General features: G+C 65.7%; 13 protein-coding genes. 9 read left to right on the forward strand and 4 right to left on the reverse strand.

The features are described 5' to 3' along the window. Nucleotides 1-123 precede the first annotated feature (123 nt). The 3 genes from Q7514_RS09865 (at nt 124) to Q7514_RS09875 (ending at nt 6,131) form a co-directional block, all read left to right on the forward strand. Nucleotides 124-1,674, forward strand: coding sequence for an alpha/beta hydrolase (locus Q7514_RS09865; RefSeq protein WP_330133046.1), 1,551 nt, complete (start codon nt 124-126; stop codon nt 1,672-1,674). 84 nt (nt 1,675-1,758) lie between these two features. Next, nucleotides 1,759-3,096 (forward strand): glutamine synthetase family protein, encoded by a 1,338-nt coding sequence (locus tag Q7514_RS09870; RefSeq protein ID WP_054713617.1) that lies wholly within the window; start codon nt 1,759-1,761, stop codon nt 3,094-3,096. Nucleotides 3,097-3,101: 5 nt separating this feature from the next. Then, nucleotides 3,102-6,131: a bifunctional [glutamine synthetase] adenylyltransferase/[glutamine synthetase]-adenylyl-L-tyrosine phosphorylase gene (locus Q7514_RS09875; RefSeq protein ID WP_330133047.1), complete on the forward strand. Its 3,030-nt coding sequence runs from the start codon at nt 3,102-3,104 to the stop codon at nt 6,129-6,131. A gap of 17 nt (nt 6,132-6,148) precedes the next feature. Here the strand turns inward: Q7514_RS09875 and Q7514_RS09880 are convergent, their stop codons facing one another. Further along, on the reverse strand, nt 6,149-6,838 hold the full coding sequence (locus Q7514_RS09880; protein ID WP_330133048.1) for a GntR family transcriptional regulator: 690 nt from the start codon (nt 6,836-6,838) through the stop codon (nt 6,149-6,151). A gap of 97 nt (nt 6,839-6,935) precedes the next feature. Between Q7514_RS09880 and Q7514_RS09885 the strand changes: the two genes are divergently transcribed. The 3 genes from Q7514_RS09885 (at nt 6,936) to Q7514_RS09895 (ending at nt 9,911) form a co-directional block, all read left to right on the forward strand. Beyond that, the gene (locus Q7514_RS09885) at nt 6,936-7,859 is read left to right on the forward strand and encodes a sulfurtransferase (protein WP_330133049.1); all 924 of its coding nucleotides are present in this window, start codon (nt 6,936-6,938) and stop codon (nt 7,857-7,859) included. Nucleotides 7,860-7,947: 88 nt separating this feature from the next. Beyond that, nucleotides 7,948-8,802 (forward strand): hydroxyethylthiazole kinase, encoded by an 855-nt coding sequence (gene thiM, locus Q7514_RS09890; RefSeq protein ID WP_330133050.1) that lies wholly within the window; start codon nt 7,948-7,950, stop codon nt 8,800-8,802. Beyond that, complete coding sequence (locus tag Q7514_RS09895; protein WP_330133051.1) at nt 8,802-9,911, forward strand: LLM class flavin-dependent oxidoreductase; 1,110 nt, start codon at nt 8,802-8,804, stop codon at nt 9,909-9,911. Before thiM ends, Q7514_RS09895 begins: the two co-directional genes overlap by 1 nt. A 42-nt stretch (nt 9,912-9,953) precedes the next feature. Here Q7514_RS09895 and Q7514_RS09900 read toward each other — a convergent pair whose 3' ends face one another. Beyond that, entirely contained in the window at nt 9,954-10,283 is a 330-nt protein-coding gene (locus Q7514_RS09900) for a hypothetical protein (RefSeq protein WP_330133052.1), read from the reverse strand. Nucleotides 10,284-10,766: 483 nt separating this feature from the next. On the opposite strand from Q7514_RS09900, the gene Q7514_RS09905 reads away from it, so the two are divergent. Continuing rightward, nucleotides 10,767-14,228: an indolepyruvate ferredoxin oxidoreductase family protein gene (locus Q7514_RS09905; protein WP_330133053.1), complete on the forward strand. Its 3,462-nt coding sequence runs from the start codon at nt 10,767-10,769 to the stop codon at nt 14,226-14,228. Nucleotides 14,229-14,277: 49 nt separating this feature from the next. Next, on the forward strand, nt 14,278-15,369 hold the full coding sequence (locus Q7514_RS09910; protein ID WP_330133054.1) for a Glu/Leu/Phe/Val family dehydrogenase: 1,092 nt from the start codon (nt 14,278-14,280) through the stop codon (nt 15,367-15,369). 111 nt (nt 15,370-15,480) lie between these two features. On the opposite strand, the gene Q7514_RS09915 is transcribed toward Q7514_RS09910, so the two are convergent. Beyond that, nucleotides 15,481-15,987 carry an Lrp/AsnC family transcriptional regulator gene (locus Q7514_RS09915; RefSeq protein ID WP_330133055.1) on the reverse strand — a complete coding sequence of 169 codons (507 nt, stop codon included), beginning with the start codon at nt 15,985-15,987 and terminating at the stop codon, nt 15,481-15,483. Nucleotides 15,988-16,207: 220 nt separating this feature from the next. Here Q7514_RS09915 and Q7514_RS09920 point away from each other — a divergent pair, with 220 nt between their 5' ends. Next, the gene (locus Q7514_RS09920) at nt 16,208-17,743 is read left to right on the forward strand and encodes an amino acid permease (protein ID WP_330133056.1); all 1,536 of its coding nucleotides are present in this window, start codon (nt 16,208-16,210) and stop codon (nt 17,741-17,743) included. A 52-nt stretch (nt 17,744-17,795) separates the two neighbouring features. Here Q7514_RS09920 and Q7514_RS09925 read toward each other — a convergent pair whose 3' ends face one another. Then, on the reverse strand, nt 17,796-19,133 hold the full coding sequence (locus Q7514_RS09925; RefSeq protein WP_330133057.1) for a ClC family H(+)/Cl(-) exchange transporter: 1,338 nt from the start codon (nt 19,131-19,133) through the stop codon (nt 17,796-17,798). Between the last annotated feature and the right edge of the window lie 13 nt (nt 19,134-19,146).

Here is a 19,146-nt window from a genome sequence, read left to right on the forward strand (position 1 = left end):
GACAGTCTCAGTGTGCCACCGGGCTCGGCTGCCGCTAAGGCCTCGAGGTGGTGGGGTTGGTCACATACGAACGGCGTACGGACACACATCGAGACCGAGTGGTGGACATGGCACGATCCACGGATGCCGGTTTCCGCGCGTGTGCGCCCCAGTCGTCTGTCCGCTGTCCTCGCCGCTGTGGGCGCTCTGGTGCTGGCGGGATGCGCCGGCACCGCGACCGAGGAGCGAGCGCCGTCCACCGTTGCGGTGCCGGAGGAGCTGGCGCAGTTCTATACACAGGGCGTCGAGTGGGGCGACTGCGGCGGCTTCGGCGTCGACGGCCCGATCCTGGCTCGCAGCGGTGCACAGTGCGGCCGGATCTCGGTGCCGCTGGACTACGACGACCCGGACGGGCCGACGGCGACCCTCGCGATGTCGCGGATCGCGGCCGACGACGAGCGGATCGGTTCGGTCCTGGTCAACCCCGGCGGACCCGGCGCATCGGGGTTGTCGACCGTGCTCGCCGCGGCAGGCACCGAGCTGGCCGCACAGTTCGACATCGTGGGATTCGATCCGCGCGGCATCGGTTCCTCCGATCCGCAGGTCCGCTGCCTCACTGCCGCGGAGACCGACGCCGATCGCGCTGTCGACGACGGAGATCGCAGTCCCGAGGGGATCGAGGCGTCCGAGAAACGTAACCGCGAGTACGCGCAGTTGTGCGCCGAACGCACCGGCGAGGATCTGCTCGCGCATGTCGGTACGGCGGACGTGGTGCGGGACATGGATGTGATCCGGGGTGTGCTCGGAGACGACTCCCTGAACTTCCTCGGATACTCGTACGGAACCAGACTCGGCACCGTCTATGCGGAAACCTTCCCGGATCGGGTGCGCGCGATGGTCCTCGACGGCGCTATCGACCCCGAGCAGGACCCGGTCGAGGAGATCGTGCTTCAGGCCGAAGGATTCCAGAAGGCGTTCGACGAGTTCGCTGCCGACTGCGTCGGACGCAGCGACTGCCCACTGGGCAACGACCCTGCGCAGGCGTCGGCCCGGTTCCATCAGATCGTCGATCCGCTGATCGCGGAGCCTGCCGGCACTACCGATCCGCGCGGCCTGAGCTACCGCGACGCGATCACCGGAGTGCAACAGGGCCTGTACTCGTCGGCGCTCTGGGGGTCGCTGCGAGGTGGGCTGAGCTCTCTCGCCGACGGCAACGGCGACACACTGCTCCGGCTCGCCGACCTGTACGAGGGCCGCGAGGACGACGGCACCTACAGCAGCATCAACGACGCGTTCAACGCCGTCCGATGCGTCGACGACCAGCCTGTCATCGACCGCGCCGTCGCCGGTGAACTCGATGTGCGTTTCCGGCAGGCGGCCCCGTTCCTCGACGACGGACGCGGAACCGGGGAGGCTCCCCTGGACGTGTGCGCATTCTGGCCCGTTCCGGCGACCGGAGAACCGCACACCCCCGACGTGCCGGACCTCGCTCCTGTACTCGTGGTCTCGACGACCGGTGATCCCGCCACGCCGTACCAGGCCGGGGCAGATCTGGCGCGCCAGCTCGGGGGTGCGCTGGTGAGCTTCGACGGAAACCAGCACACCGTGGTGCTGGATGGGATCTCCTGCGTGGACGACGTTGTGACCAGGTACTTCATCGATCTCGAGGTGCCCGAGACCGACCCTCACTGCTGACCCGGAGTCGGTGTGACCGACACGCCACGAACGGGAACGGCCGATGTAACACGGAATTAACGGATCATGCCTACGCTCGCCGATATGGATCGCCAGAAGGAGTTCGTGCTCCGCACCCTCGAAGAGCGCGACATTCGGTTCGTGCGCCTGTGGTTCACCGACGTGGTCGGGACCCTCAAATCCGTGGCGATCGCCCCTGCCGAACTCGAGGGTGCCTTCGAAGAGGGCATCGGCTTCGACGGTTCGGCCATCGAGGGTTTCTCCCGCATCTCCGAGGCCGACATGGTCGCGCGTCCCGATGCCACGACCTTCCAGGTCCTGCCCTGGACCGATGACCGCGGACACCAGTATTCGGCGCGGATGTTCTGCGACATCACCATGCCGGGCGGCACCCCGAGTTGGGCCGACCCGCGGCACGTGCTGCGTCGCCAGCTCAACAAGGCGAGCGATCTGGGCTTCAGCTGCTACGTGCACCCCGAGATCGAGTTCTTCCTCGTCGAGAACGGTGAACCCGGTGCACCACCGGTTCCGGCCGACGACGGGGGCTACTTCGACCAGTCGGTCCACCGTTCGGCGCCGCACTTCCGTCGCCACGCCATCGACGCACTCGAATCGATGGGAATCTCCGTCGAGTTCAGCCATCACGAGACCGCGCCCGGACAGCAGGAGATCGACCTGCGGTACGCCGACGCGCTCTCGATGGCCGACAACGTGATGACCTTCCGCTACGTGGTCAAGGAGATCGCGATGGCGGAGGGCGTGCGGGCGACGTTCATGCCCAAGCCCTTCCAGCAGTACGCGGGATCTGCGATGCACACCCACATGTCGCTGTTCGAAGGCGAGACCAACGCCTTCCACGATCCGGACGATCCGTTGCAGCTCTCGGCGACCGGCAAGGCCTTCATTGCCGGCATTCTCGAGCATGCCCCGGAGATCAGCGCGGTGACCAATCAGTGGGTCAATTCCTACAAGCGCATCGTGCACGGCGGTGAGGCTCCCACCGCAGCGTGCTGGGGGCCGTCCAACCGGTCGGCGCTCGTCCGTGTTCCGATGTACACCCCGAACAAGGCGTCGTCGCGCCGAGTCGAGATCCGGACCCCGGACTCTGCCTGCAATCCGTACCTCGCGTTCGCGGTGCTCGTTGCGGCCGGTCTGCGTGGAATCGAGAAGGGTTACACCCTCGCGCCCGAGGCCGAGGACGACGTGTGGTCACTGACGGCCGCCGAACGCCGGGCGATGGGGTACAAGGAACTGCCCACCGACCTCGACATCGCGTTGCGTGAGATGGAGAATTCGGAACTGGTCGCCGAAACTCTCGGCGAGCATGTGTTCGACTACTTCCTGCGCAACAAGTGGCGGGAATGGGAGAACTACCGGAGCCAGGTGACTCCATTCGAGCTCGAGCAGTACCTGGGGCTGTAGACGCCATGGTGAAGCCGCCGTCTGCGCGCTCCGCCGTACCTGGTCCCGGCCGGCTCGGACTCGTCGAGCGCACCGCAGCCGACGAGCTGGCGCAATTGGGGTGGACGGACGTCGAGAGCATCGAACTGATGTGGGCGTTGTCCAGGGCTCCCAACGCCGATCTCGCATTGCGGACCATGAGCCGCCTCGCCGACGTGCTCGGCGAGGACGGGTGGACCGAACTCGACGCGGCGCTGCGCACCGACAAGGGCCTCCGGGGGCGACTGCTCGCCCTGTTCGGCTCGTCAGCGGCGTTCGGCGACCACGTGGTCGCGCACCCCGACCGGTGGCGGATGCTCGCCGGATCTCTCGAACTACCCGACCGACACACGTTCACGGTTCGGATGCTCGACAGCGTCGAGTCGGTTCCGGAGACCGGAGGGCGAACCAATCGGCTGATCCACCGAGCCGGGATCACAGGCCCGGAGGCCGTTGCGGCGTTGCGGACGGCATACCGCGATCAGCTGATGCTCATCGCAGCAGCCGACCTCGCCGCGACCGTCGAGAACGAACCCGTGGTGCCGTACCTCGAGGTCGGGGAGAGGCTGGCCGACCTCGCCGACGCCGCGTTGACCGCGGCGCTCGCGGTAGCGTTCGCCACCGTCGTCCCGGACGGACCCTGTCCCACTGACATCGCGGTCATCGCGATGGGCAAGTGTGGCGCGCGCGAACTCAATTACGTCAGTGATGTCGATGTGATCTTCGTTGCCGAACCGGCCGATGCGAGAGCCAGCCGTATCGCGGGCGAGATGATGCGAATCGGAACCTCGGCGTTCTTCGAAGTCGACGCCGCGCTGCGGCCCGAGGGTAAACGCGGCGAATTGGTGCGTACCCTCGAATCTCATGTGGCCTACTACAACCGGTGGGCCAAGACGTGGGAGTTCCAGGCACTCCTCAAGGCCAGGCCGATGACCGGCGATCTCGACCTGGGTCGCCGCTACATCGAGGCCTTGAGTCCGTTGGTGTGGACGGCCTCGGAGCGCGAAGCATTTGTGCCGGAGGTGCAGGCGATGCGCCGACGGGTGGAAGAACTCGTCCCCGCGGATCTGCGCGAACGGGAACTCAAACTCGGAAAAGGCAGTCTGCGCGACGTCGAATTCGCAGTACAACTGCTGCAGATGGTGCACGGACGTACTGACGAATCGTTGCGCGTGCCCAACACCGTGGAGGCCCTGTCCGCGCTCGCCGACGGTGGCTACGTCGGGCGTGACGATGCTGCGAACCTGCGCGCGTCGTACGAGTTCCTCCGCTTGCTCGAACACCGTCTGCAACTCCAGCGACTCAAGCGCACCCATACCCTCCCGCCTCCGGACGACCGAGAGAACCTGCGTTGGCTCGCACGCGCGGCACACATGCGGCCGGACGGACGGAAGGATTCGCTCGGCGTCCTCCAATCCGAGATCAAACGCAACTCGGCGCGGATCCGTCGGCTTCACGCGCGGTTGTTCTATCGGCCACTGCTCGAATCGGTGACCAGGCTCGACAAGGACGCAGTGCGATTGTCGCCGGACGCCGCTGTTCGGCAGCTCGCGGCCCTCGGCTACACCGCACCCGAGCATGCCCTCGAGCATCTCACCGCGCTGTCCGGGGGCGCGTCGCGCAAGGCGAGAATTCAAGCCCTGCTGCTTCCGCAGTTGCTCGAATCTCTCGGTGAGACAGTCGATCCGGATGGCGGACTGCTCGCCTACCGGCGACTGTCCGACGCGCTGTACGACACGGTGTGGTTTCTGCGGGTACTGCGCGACGAGCCGTCGGTCGCGGAACGCCTGATGAAGGTACTGGGAACGTCCGCGTACGTGCCCGAGTTGCTCATCAAGGCACCCGATGTCATCCGGCTCTACGCCGATGCCTCCACGGGACCGCGCCTCCTCGAACCGAAACCCACCGAGGTGGGGAAGGCGATCGTCACGTCGTCGTCCCGTTACGACGATCCGTCTCGTGCGATCGCTGCGGCCCGTTCACTGCGTCGCGCGGAACTCGCGCGCGTCGCGAGTGCCGACCTTCTCGGGATGCTGTCGGTTCCAGAAGTGTGCGAAGCACTCTCGTCCGTCTGGTCGGCGGTTCTGGAAGCGGCACTGGCCGCGGTGATCCGGGGATCCGAGCGCGAGAAGGGCCTGGCCCCGGCACGAATCGCGGTGATAGGTATGGGCCGGCTCGGTGGCGCCGAGCTCGGCTACGGATCGGATGCCGACGTGTTGTTCGTATGCGAACCGCTTCCCGGCGCCGACGAGACCGTCGCAGTGAAATGGGCGGTGTCCGTTGCCGAGCAGGTCCGTAGACTCCTGGGCGCTCCGAGCACCGACCCACCGCTCGAAGTCGATCTCGACCTACGCCCCGAGGGGCGCAGTGGAGCGCTCGTGCGCACCTTCAAATCCTACGAGGCCTACTACACGCAGTGGGCAGAGACGTGGGAGGTCCAGGCGTTGCTGCGTGCCCATACTGTCGCGGGCGACCCCGACCTCGGGCTCCGGTTCCTCCACATGATCGACCGCGTGCGTTACCCCGAGGGCGGGGTCACTCAGGAGGCGGTGCGAGAAATCCGTCGGATCAAAGCGCGGATGGACTCCGAACGGCTTCCACGCGGTGCCGATCCTGCCACCCACACGAAACTGGGGCGTGGCGGACTGTCCGACGTCGAATGGACAGTGCAATTGCTGCAACTCCAGCACGCGCACGAGATCGAGGCACTGCGCAATACGTCGACCCTGGAGACACTCGATGCGATCGGTGCGGCCGAGCTCATCAGCGCGGCCGACGTCGATTTGCTCCGGGACGCGTGGATCACCGCGACCCGTGCGCGCAACGCCCTCGTCCTGGTGCGGGGAAAGCCGAGTGATCAGCTTCCGGGGCCGGGGCGACAGCTCGCGGCTGTGGCGAGCGCGGCCGGCGAACACAGCGATGACGCGTCCGAGTTCCTCGACAACTACCTGCGCGTCACGCGTCGTGCGCGAGGTGTTGTCGAGCGGGTATTCGGTGGGGAAACGAACGGGCACTGAGGTGTTCGTGCCGACCCTCAACCTCCGGCGAACATCTTGATGCGCTGTTCGCGGCTGCGTTCGAGGTGTATTCGCATGTGCTTGCGGGCGGCCGACTCGTCGCGCGCGCGGAGCGCTTTCAGAATGAGGTCGTGTTCGCCGTTGAGTACGTCGGGTTCGCCATAGGTCGAGGGCGGGCCCGAATCGTAGATCCGTAGCTGTGTGGTCAGCCGGATGAGAAGTGCGGTGATGGTCGCATTGTGCGCGGCCTGCCACAGTGCTTCGTGGAATCGGAAGTTGCCTGCCCGGACCTCGGTGTCGTCGGAGGCCGAGCAGCAGAAGGTATGGAGCTGTTCGAGCCGGGCCAGGTCGAGCTCGGTGTGGCGGATCGCGGCGGCTCCGGCGGCTTCGGATTCGAGGGCCACGCGCGCGGCGTAGATCTCGATGACATCCTCCGGGGTCCCCGACCGGACCCGGAACCCCCGAGTGGCGCGTTCGAGCAGTCCGTCGTGGGCGAGCCAGTTCAGGGCTTCCCGGATGGGGGTGCGCGAAGCTCCGTAGGTGTCGCTGAGCTGAGTCTCGTGCAGTGCAGCGCCGCTCGGGAACTTGCCCGCGAGGATGTCGGCGCGCAGCCGCAGGTACTGCTTCGACGTCTGGTCGTCGCGTCCGGTGGGAAGCTCTCCGAGCAATGAGCCGGTCAGGTCGGCCGTGGTCTCCCGGTCGGTCATCGCGCTCCTGTCCGCTGGTTCGGTGTATGCGGAGATTATGCCATCGTAGACAAACGGATACTTGCGTATACGTTATTCGTCGTTTAGCGTCGCTGACGTGATCGAGGAGAAGCCGAGGACGGCACGGGGCCGCGATTCCCGGGGCTGTGATTTCCGGGGCGACGACGTCGTGGTCGCCGAGGATCTTGCGCGCGACCTCGCAGCTGTCGTGGTGCTCGATGCCACCGTGTTGTTTCCGAAACCGCGGTTCGACGGCGACTATCGCCCCGAATCCGGGCGCTCCATCTGGGGTCGAGCGCACATACCGGGTGCCGTTCACATCGATCTACTCGGCGAGTTCAGTGCGCCGGATGGTCCGCTGCACTTCACGCGACCGGATCCCGAACATCTCTCCGCCGAGCTCGCACGCATCGGTGTCGGACCCGGCACCGACATCGTGGTGTACGACGCGGGCGAGATGACCTGGGCGTCGCGGGTGTGGTGGATGCTGCGCAACATCGGTATTCGCGCGCGGGTCCTCGACGGCGGGCTCGCGCGCTGGACCGAACTCGGTCTTCCACTCTCCTCGGAGGAGTCCGCACCGCCGGCGGCAATCGAGCCGGCGAAGGTCACCGACCACGGCCTGTGGCGCGACCGCGACGACGTCCTCGGGGTCAGCGCGGGTTCGGAATCGGGAACGCTGCTCTGCGCGCTCGATCCCGAGCAGTTCGCGGGCACCGCAACGACGCGGTATGCCAGGCGCGGCCGTATTCCCGGCAGCCTGAACCTGCCGGCAAAGAGGCTCCTCGGCGCCGGAGTTCTGCGTCCCCGCACGGAACTGGCCGCCCTGTCCGAGGCCGTGCTGTCGGGGACGGAGCAACCCCTCATCGTCTACTGCGGTGGCGGGGTGTCCGCGTGCCTGGTCGCGCTCGCTCTGGTGCGGACCGGTCACGACGACGTCGCGGTGTACGACGGATCCCTCGCAGAGTGGACCGCGGACCCGACGCTGCCGATGATCTCGGACGAGGGAGGAAACCGATGACGCCGTACCCCGCTCCGCGATGTCCCCGCTGCCGTGCGTGCCGACTCCGACGTCCAGCCAGACCCGACACCCCCGTGACAGGAACCTTATGACCTCCACGACGAACGTGCCGACAATCGATGACCTCGCAGATGCTCTCGACACGCTGCGTGCACGCACACCGCTCGTGCACTCGTTGACCAACATCGTGTCCGCGAACTTCCTGACCAATGTTCTGCTCGCGGCGGGTGCCAGCAACGCCCATATCGACAATGTCCACGAAGCAGGCGGCTTCGCGCGTATCGCCGGGGGAGTGCTGATCAACCTCGGGACACCCGACGACGGAACCGCTGCTGCCTTCATCGCCGCGGCAGAGGCCGCCCACGATGCGGGGACGCCATGGGTGCTCGACCCGGTCGGTGTCGGTGGGCTGCCGTGGCGCACCGGACTCGCCGCGGACCTGCTCGCCTATCGTCCCACCGCGGTCCGTGGCAATGCCTCGGAGATCATCGCGCTCGCGGGCCGGGGCGGCGACACGCGCGGCGTCGACAGCGCCGACGAAGCGGCGGCGGCGATCCCGGCGGCGCTCGCCCTGCTCGAGTATTCCGATGCGGTGTCCGCGTCGGGACCGGTCGACTACTTGGTGGGCCGTGGTCGCGACGGTGCGGTCACCGGAGTGCGCATCGCGGGCGGCAGCGCCATGCTGCCCCGCGTGACCTCCACCGGGTGCTCGCTCGGCGGCCTCGTCGCGGCCTACCTTGCGGTCGCGCCCACCGCACTGATCGGATTGGCCGCGGCACACACGCACGTTGCCGTCGCAGCCGAGATCGCCGAGCAGAACTCGACCGGTCCTGGGTCGTTCGCGGTGGCCTACCTCGACGCGCTGTACGCGGTCGACGTCGACGCCTTGCGCCACCGCGCCCGTATCGAGGCATTCGAGCTGCCGAAGAAGGACGAGAACTGATGGGAGTCAAGACTTTCTGGTACCTCACTCAGGCCGACGGCGACTATCCGTGGAGCCCCGACGGGCTGTTTCCCGTGGACGGGAACCGGCAGATCGAGCTCGCCAAGACGATCGATGATGGTGGTTTCGACGGCGCGCTCGTCGCGACCTGGCCGAACGATCCATTCATCTCCGCGACCTGGGCTGCCGCGCACACCAGCCGGATGAAGTTCCTCGTCGCGGTGTACGCCAATATGACACCGGCCCGTTTGCTCGCCGAGAAGGCGCTGACCTTCGACGCCTTCAGTGGCGGCCGACTGATGATCAACTCCGTCAACGGACGCGAGAACATCCTCACCAAGTACGACATGAACGTCGAGCACGACCGGCGCTACGAACTCGGCGAGCAGTACTGGGCCGACTTCCATCGCATCTACGCCGAGGGTACGGAATCGAACTTCCCGAACACGCCGCTGCGCATCGACCCGCCCTCCGGTGGTCATACGGTACCCCTGTGGGGTACTGGCGATTCACCGGCCGGGCTGGAGAACGCCGGCAAGGTGCTCGACGCCTACCTGATCATGTTGCGCGAGACGGCCTTCGTCGACGCCAAGTTCACTGCAGCCCGTGAGTCCGCGGCAGCCCAAGGGCGCGAATACACCGACTTCGGTGCGTTGTCGGGCGTCATCGTGCGGCCGACACAGGCCGAGGCGCTCGATCGGTTCCGGTCGTTGTTCGAGGACGCCGGCATCGACCGGATCCGCGAGGTGCTCGACAGTGCGGTCCGTCGTCGCACCCACGGACAACAGGACCTGACCACCTTCGTTGCCCGAGACGCGCAACGTCAATGCTGGGTCGACACGATCAACGCCGGAAAGCTGCCCGAGCCCGAGGATCTGTACCTCGGTGATGGACTCTATGCCGGCATCACGGCATGGTCGCCGCTGGACATTTTCGCGACCGGCTCGTCGGCCGTGTATTACGCGGGCACGCCCGACGAGATCACCGGGCACGTACGGAGATTACGGGACAAGACGGGGCTTACGTCCCTGATTCTGGCCGGCTGGCCGCTCATCGACGAGGCGAAGCACGTTGCCGAGCATTTGATTCCGAGATTCCGTGAGCTGTGAGGTTTCGCCCGTAGCCGAGCAATACGGCCTCGCACATCGTCTTCAGTTGCACAAGATGATCAGCCCGACACCCCGCCACACCTCGGTTTCCACTTTCTTCCATTCCTGTTTGTCGTAGTCCCATTCGTAGTCGGTCTCGGTGACGTAACCGCGGTCGCGTTGCTCGGTCACCGTGCAATCCTGAAGGGTGCTGCCGGCGCGACTGATGATGCGCCAGGGCACATTTGCGTCGGTCAACGTCCTGGTGGCCTGTTCCTGGGACATTCCCACGGTGTTCGGTGCATTCTGTGCTGCTGCGATCCCCGCCGCCAGAGGGCTCAGTAGCAAGGCCCCGGCGGCTGCACACGCCGCGACCGAAAGAGTCGTACGCATGACGGCCTCCTTTCGGAGACAGGTCGGTATTCAGTGCTCTGCCCAGGCGTGCCGGTACCCGGTGTGCCCGGTGTTCGGGGTCGGCAGAGCGACGACGCGTCCATCTGTCGACCGGATGCGCTGATCTCCCGCCCCCGCACGAGCACAGACCCCCTCGGCTGCAAGAACTAGGGGGCCATAACGCACCCTCGACAATTCTGCCGGGGCTTTCGGCAAAATGTGTCGTACATCATTTACTGTACGCGCGTGTGCAAGTGGTTTCCGTGAGTGTGGAACGGCCCGCTATCGGTGAGGGCTGGGCGCTGTAGCTGATCACGGTGTGCATCCAGAGGATGTGCCGTGGGTCACATAATGACATTATGATTCGTTGTTTGGTCGTCTGTTGACTTGTTCTGGTAGTTGAACCCAATATTGCTGCACCAAATGATCTGATCGAAGCGGCGCGATGGGCACGAGCGTCGCACGAAGGAATGGTGGTGCACGATGACGGAGACCGTGATCCGCGGAAGTGAACGACATCCCTACGATCTCGACGACCGGTACCGGGCAGGCTCGGGTACGGTGCTGCTCACCGGAGTGCAGGCGATTGCACGGCAACTCGTGGAACAGCACGTGCGTGACATCCGCGACGGGCGCCGCGTCGCCACATTCGTCTCCGGGTACCAAGGCAGCCCCCTCGGCGGTCTCGACAAGATGCTGCACGGCATGCCGAAGGTGCTCGCTGAGCACGACATCACCTTCACCCCCGGATTGAACGAGGAACTCGCGGCGACCTCGGTATGGGGAAGTCAGGGGCAGCTCGGGGCCGGTACGCGCACCCACGACGGAGTGGTCGGCGTCTGGTACGGCAAGGGGCCCGGACTCGACCGCGCCACCGACGCGTTGCGTCATGCCAACATGTACGGCGTCGACCCGAACGGCGGAATGCTGCTGATGGTCGGAGACGACCCGGCGTCGAAATCTTCCACCGTGCCCGCCGTGAGTGAACGATCCCTCGCTGCACTGGGAATCCCCGTGCTGTTCCCGCGCAACGCCGCCGAGATCGTCACGATGGGACTTCACGGTGTCGCCTTGTCGCGCGCATCGGGGTGCGTGGTCGCACTCAAGATCGTCGCCGATGTCGCCGACGGAGCCTGGTCGATCGAAGGGTCGGTGGCGGATCTGCCCATCACCGTGCCCGACATCGAGTGGGAGGGACGCCCGTTCACGTACCGTCAGCGTCCCATGGCGGCACCCGGCGACAGCGTGATCGCCGAGGCGGACCTGTACGGGCCGCGATGGAAGACCGTCCTGGCCTACGGCAAGGCCAACGCACTCGACGTCATCGAGATCGACCCACCACACGCTCGGATCGGCCTCGCTGCCACCGGAACCACCTTCGACGCGACGCGGCAGGCGTTGCTCGACCTCGGCGTCGCCGATGCGGACCTGCACCGCGCAGGAATTCGGTTGCTGCGTATCGGAATGCCCTACCCCGTCGGTCCGGACCTCGTCCGGGATTTCGCGCGTGGACTCGACGAGCTGATCGTCGTGGAGGACAAGACGGCCTTCGTCGAAACCCAGATCCGAGAGATCCTCTACGGCACGGACTCGGCACCGCGCATCCTCGGGAAGAAGGATGTCGACGGGCGTCCGCTCGTGCCTTTCGACGGTGAACTGACCGCCGGCCGGATCCGCGGACCGCTGCGTCGGGTGTTGCGCAAGTACATCGAACTCGGGCCGGGGCCCCTCCCGCAACTACCACTCGAAGTCCTCTCCACCTCGCGCACCCCGTATTTCTGCAGCGGCTGCCCCCACAACCGCTCCACCGCCCTACCCGAGGGATCGATCGGCGGCGGCGGAATCGGCTGCCACACCCTTGTCACCCTGTCCGGGCGCACCGACAGCGCCGTGACGGGCCTGACCCAGATGGGTGGGGAGGGTGCTCAATGGATCGGGCAGGCGCCGTTCACCGACGTGGGGCACATGTTCCAGAACATCGGCGACGGAACCTTCTTCCATTCCGGTCAGCTTGCCATCCAGGCGTGTGTCGCCGCCGGGGTGAACATCACCTACAAGCTGCTCTACAACGACGTCGTCGCGATGACGGGCGCGCAGGACGCCGAAGGTGCCCTGAAGATCCCCGCCCTGACCCACAAGCTGACCACCGAAGGCGTTCGTAAGATCATCATCTGTTCGGACGACCCCACGCGGCATCGTAAGCGGTCCCTCGCACGCGGCACTGTGGTGTGGCACCGCGACAGGCTCGACGAAGCGCAGAAACTATTGCGTGAGGTTCCGGGCGTCACTGTGCTCATCTACGACCAGCACTGCGCGGCCGATGCACGTCGTCAGCGCAAGCGCGGCACTCTGCCCACCCGCACCACCCGCGTGGTCGTCAACGAGGCGGTCTGTGAGGGATGCGGAGACTGCGGCGTCAAGAGCAACTGCCTGTCGGTCCAGCCGGTCGACACCGAATTCGGATCCAAGACGCGAATCGATCAGACGTCGTGCAATACCGACTATTCGTGCCTCGACGGGGACTGCCCGTCTTTCGTGACGGTCGAGGCAGCGCCGGAAGGCACGCTCGAGCGGCGTACCGCCCCGACACCGCCCGCCGTACCGGACATCGCCGGTGACGTCCCGGCCGGAACCAGCAACGTCTTCCTCGCCGGGATCGGGGGCACCGGCATCGTCACCGTCAACCAGGTACTGGCCACTGCTGCGCTGCGTGCCGGATTCGATGTCGAATCGCTCGACCAGATCGGGATGAGCCAGAAGGCCGGTCCGGTGGTATCCCACCTGCGTTTCGCGGTGGGCGATCTCGAACCGGGCAACCGCGTCGGCACCGGCGGGGCATCCTGCCTGCTTGCGCTGGATCTGCTCACCGCCACCGATCCGAAGAATCTCGCCTACGCCGACAGCGCCGCGACCGTCGCGGTCGCGTCGACGAGCCGCACACCCACCGGAGACATGGTGTACGACCGGTCGATCCGTCATCCCGATGAGGACGGTCTGCTCGCACGGCTCGAGGCGACCACGCGCGAGCTGGCCTCGTTCGACGCGCTCGCCGCATCGCAGGCGCTGTTCGGTGAGACGGCTGCGGCGAACTTCCTGATCGTGGGAGCGGCGCACCAACTCGGCGGACTGCAGATCCCGGCCGCCGCTGTCGAGGAAGCGATCGAGATCAACGGCGTCGCGGCGGCAACCAATATCGCTGCATTCCGGTGGGGGCGCGCCGCGATCGCCGATCCCGATGCATTCCGCGCTGCCACCGAACCGTCACGCCGCGACCGCCCTGTGGCAGTGGCGCCCGACCGGTTGTTCGACGGCACTTCCTTTCACGGGGAAGTGCAGCGACTGGTGAAGATCCGCGCCGCCGCTCTCATCGATTTCCAGGACGAGGCGCTCGCAGCGCGGTACATCGAACGGGTGCACTCCGTGTGGGCGGCCGAACGTCGTCTCACCGACCGCACCGACCTCAGTGAGGCCGTGGCCCGAGGCCTGTTCAAACTCACGGCCTACAAGGACGAGTACGAGGTCGCGCGGATGCTCGTCGACCCTGCCTTCGTCGACGCCGTGCAAGCCCAGGTGCCCGGTGGGTATCAGCTCACCTACCGGCTGCATCCGCCTGTGCTGCGGGCGCTCGGACGCCGCAAGAAGGTCGGATTCGGACCGAAGTCGCATTCGACCCTGCGGATGCTCGCAAAAGCGAAGCGCTTGCGTGGTACCCGGTTCGATCCGTTCGGTTACGCCCACGTCCGGCGGATCGAACGTGCACTGCTCGCGCACTACACCGCCGTGATCGAGCAGATCGTCGCCGATCTGAGTGCCGGCTCGTACGACCGTGCCGTCCTGATCGCAGAACTTCCGGACATGGTGCGTGGCTACGAGGACATCAAACTGCGCTCCGTCGAACAGTATTGCGCCCGGCTCGAAGAACTCGGCGTCGATGCCGATTTCTGAGTTGTCTTCTCCTGCAATCCGATTCACATCCTCTGAAGGGAACCCGAACGTGACCACGTCCACCGCTGCCCGCCCGACCGTCACCGATCCCGCTCTCGGCGTCTTCGGTCGCTCTCGGCGCCTGACCGACCGGCCGCACGAACAGGTCGTGTTCCACGAGGATGCCGCGACCGGCCTCCGCGCGATCATCGCGGTCCACTCGACGGCTCTCGGGCCGGCCCTCGGCGGCACCCGCTTCTATCCCTACCCCGACGAAGCGACGGCGCTCGAGGACGTGCTGCGACTCTCTTGGGGAATGACCTACAAGGCGGCAGCAGCGGGAGTGAACCTCGGTGGCGGAAAGGCCGTCATCCTGGGTGATCCGGCCGTCGACAAGAGCAACGAGTTGCTCGCCGCGTACGGGCGGTTCGTCGAGTCGCTCGGTGGCCGCTATATCACCGCCGCCGATGTAGGCACCCACGCCGGCGACCTCGACGTGATCGGAACGCATACCGCGCATGCGGTCGGCCGGACGACCGCGGCGGGGGGATCCGGCGACAGCTCACCATTGACGGCGCTCGGGGTGTTCCAGGCGATGAGGGCGGGCGCCCGGACTGTCTGGGGGAGAGACACTCTCGCCGGGCACAGAGTGGGCGTCGAAGGATTGGGCAAGGTCGGCTACCGGCTCGTCGAACTACTCGCCCGCGATGGCGCCCACATCGTCGTGTCCGACGTGGACCCTGTCGCACTGGCCCGTGTCGCATCGGACTTCCCGTCGGTGAAGGTGGCGGACGGAGTCCTCACGTCCTCTCTGGATGTCTATGCCCCATGCGCGCTCGGCGGCACACTCACGGCGACGACCGGGGGTGTTCTCGACGCTCAATTGGTATGCGGTGCAGCCAACAATCAGTTGGCCGATCCCGCCGTCGAGGAGATCCTGCGTGGTCGCGGTATTATCTGGGTTCCCGATTACGTGGCGAATGCCGGTGGGCTGATCCAGGTCGCGGGGGAGGTCGACGGCTCGGACGCCGCCACTGTCCGTGCTCGGGTGGACGGAATATTCGATCGAACTGTCGAGATCTTCGATCTGTCGGGGGTACTGGATATCACACCCGGCGCTGCCGCGAACCGGATTGCGGAGCAGCGCATCGATCCTGTGTGACGTAGAAATTCTGTGTGACGTGGAAATCATGGAGGGAGTCGCCCGCGGGTGACTCCCTCCATGTTGTGTATACAGCGCGTCGTATGTAGAGCTGTGTGGTGCCGATGACCGTCAGGGCCGGGTGGACGGAGCCGAGCGTCCGTGTCCTGCATCCCGGGTGAGATGTTCGAGCAGCGGCTGCGTGCGATATGCCACGGGGGTGGTGAGCGCCAGGGTCGTGGTGGTGTGCGCGACCCCTTCGATGCCGTGGATGCGTTCGAGGACCTGCAGCAGGTCTTCCTGTGACTGTGCGGCCATTCTGATCAGGAGATCCTCCCGCCCTGTCGTCGCGTGCACTTCGAGGATCTCGGGGAATCGCTCGAGTTCGGCGATGACGAGGCCCATCCGCGCCTGGACGAGTTCGGCGCCGATGAATGCCTGGAGGGGTAGGCCCAGCTTGGGGAGGTCGACGACCGGCCGGTATCCGGTGACCGCGCCCGATTCTTCGAGTTTCTTGATCCGCGATTGGACGGTGTTGCGCGCGACGCCGAGCTTGGCCGAGAGATCGACGATACCTGCCCTCGGGTTGTGCGTGAGCTCTGCGAGGAGAGCTGTGTCGAGCCGGTCGAGACTGAACACGATGACACCCTTTCTCTTGTGATGCGCATCACTATTTGAACATATCGATCAGCTGAATCGAAAGTCCTTGACACGGATCACTACAGTGCCATGATTGCCGCATTGAAATGCTCATGCAAATGCAGCCGACAGTACTGCGCGCGTATCCCGTGAGCTGTTTCGCCCTGCCGGTCACCCACAGGGTTCGGCGGGCACCACAACCCATCCCGAGGAGCACGCCATGCCCGGAGTAGGCATATGGCGCACCAAATCCGTCGAACAATCGATCGCGGATACCGACGAACCCTGCTCGCGGCTACGAAAAGAGCTGACTGCCAAGGACCTCACGATTTTCGGTGTCGCCGTCGTCGTCGGTGCCGGCATCTTCACCCTCACTGCTCGCACCGCCGGTAACGTTGCCGGGCCGTCCATCTCGCTGGCGTTCGTGCTCGCTGCGATCGCCTGTGGGCTCGCCGCGCTGTGCTACGCGGAGTTCGCGTCTGCCGTTCCTGTCGCAGGGAGCGCATACACGTTCTCCTATGCCACTTTCGGTGAGTTCGTCGCCTGGATCATCGGGTGGGATCTGATCCTCGAATTCGCTCTGGCCTCTGCCGTGGTCGCCAAGGGGTGGTCGCTGTATCTGGGAGGCATGTTCGGTGGAAGTTCCACGGTCGATCTGGGGCCGATTTCCGTCGACTGGGGTGCGCTGCTCATCGTCGGTGCAATCACGATCGTGCTCGCGATCGGCACGAAGGTGTCGTCGCGGGTGTCGGCGGTCGTCACCGCGATCAAGGTCGCTGTGGTGGTACTCGTCATCGTCGTCGGCATTTTCTACATCGACAAGAGCAATTACTCGCCGTACGTTCCGCCGGCCGAAGAATCTCAGGATGTCGCGCACGGTGTGCACCAGTCGCTCTTCTCCGCGCTCACCGGAGCTGACGGCAGCAGCTACGGATGGTACGGACTCCTGGCCGCCGCGAGTCTCGTGTTCTTCGCTTTCATCGGATTCGATGTGGTCGCTACGACTGCCGAAGAGACCAAGCACCCTCAGAAAGCACTCCCGCGCGGAATTCTCGGGTCGCTCGCGATCGTCACCGTGCTCTATGTCGGTGTCACTCTCGTGCTGACCGGCATGGTCAAGTACACCGACCTGAGGACGGGGAGCGCGCTCGTCGGGGACGGAAGTGCCACCCTCGCCACCGCATTCGAGGCTCACGGTATCGGCTGGGCACAGATGGTCATCAATGTAGGCGGTCTCGCCGGACTCACCACGGTCGTCATGGTGATGATGCTCGGTCAGACGCGAGTGTTGTTCGCAATGTCGAGGGACGGGCTGGTGACGCGCAAGCTCGCCAGGACGAACCACAAGGGTGTTCCCGTGCGCATCACATTGATTGTCGGCGGTGTGGTGGCGGCCCTCGCCGCGGTGTTCCCGATGGGCGTGCTCGAAGAGATGGTCAATATCGGCACACTGTTCGCATTCGTCCTCGTGTGTGTCGGCGTCATGGTGCTCCGCCGTACCCGTCCCGACCTACCGCGTGGATTCCGGGTGCCGCTCATGCCGTGGGTTCCGATCCTCGCTGTGATCGCGTGTGGCTGGCTGATGCTGAACCTTTCTGTGGAGACGTGGATCCGGTTCGCGGTGTGGATGGCGCTGGGTGTGGTTGTCTACTTCGCCTACGGTCGTCGCAAATCCGTGCTGGGGCAGCGTCTCGCAGCGGAAGCTGCCGAGCAGGGCGCAACGCAGGGGGAGGTCAGGGAGCCCGAGCATGTCTGACCGGGGGAGAGGAAATACGCATTCGATCAGGATCTTCCGGACTGATTCGAGCTCACACGGGCCCGTGGTTCGGTGGGCTGGAAGAGGCGAGCATCCTCGCGCGGAGGCTGTCATAGATCGGCGCGGCCCCGACAAGATGAGCGACGACCACCGCTCCCGCCGACGCGAGGAGCATGGGCACCGTGACGCTTGTAGTCCCTGTCATCTCCACGACCAGCGCGATTCCGGTGAGCGGAGCCCGCACGGATGCGCTGAAGAGGGCCGCCATGCCCACGATCACCATGGGTACGGCCAGCGAGGAATCGATACCGGGGATGAGAGTCTCTGCGACCCGTGCGTACAGCACGCCCCACAGGGCCCCGAGCGCGAGCAGCGGAGCGAACAAGCCGCCGGGAGTGCCCGCGGCGTAGGACAGCGGACCCGCGACGAACCGCACCACGACCAGCCAGGCCATCATGGGTAGTGCGATGGTCCCGCCACTGACCAGGTGCTGGGACACGGTGTCGCCGCCACCCGCGGCGAGTGGCGCGACCACGGACACGAGGCCGATCATTCCGCCGATCACGGCTGCTTTCGCAATAGGCGACACCGAACGCAGGGCATCGGAGGTGGCCAGCAGCCGCATCACGAGCCGGTTGTACACGGCACCGAACAGTCCCGTCAGCAATCCGAACACCACGAATACCGGGAGGAGGGTGATCGACGGAGGATCGAGGGGGCCGACGTCGAAATCAGGTCGATCACCCAGGATCAGCCGTGAGCAGGCGACTCCGACTGCTACGGACAACAGGACCGGTACCACTGTGCGGAAACGGAATGCGCGGGTTACCTCCTCGAAGACGAACAGTGCGCCCCCGATCGGTGCATTGAACGCCACCGCCAGACCGGCGCCGGACACCGATGTTTGCAGCAACCGCACGTGTCCGTCGCTCGTGCGAGCCCTGCGCGCCGATTCAGCGCCGACCACCGCTCCCATATGGACGATCGGACCTTCCCGGCCGAGGACGAGGCCAGATCCCATTGCGAGGAGGCCACCGAAGAATTTCGCGGGCAGAACGAGAAGACGTGGCGGTTCCGCCTCGCCTCGGGCGACGGCCTCCACGTGTTGTACCCCGCTCCCGGCGGCAAGTGGGATGGGACGCACGATCAACGCAGCCGACGCGGCGCACAGCGCAGTGATCCCTACCGGAATCAGCCAACTCGGACCAGGTAGACCGTGTGCCCAGTGAAGCATGTGGACGCGCCACTCTTCGGCGACTGCCAGACACCAGCGAAATGCGCCTCCGATGAATCCGATGACCGCGCCGGCGATGATCGCCAGCACACAGGTCACGGTGATTTCGCGGGCAGGAACAGGTGAGTCTGCCGGTACGGCTTGCTGTTCCGCCATCAACCTCTCCGGG

Source organism: Rhodococcus artemisiae (assembly GCF_036327795.1).
GTDB lineage: Bacteria > Actinomycetota > Actinomycetes > Mycobacteriales > Mycobacteriaceae > Rhodococcus > Rhodococcus artemisiae.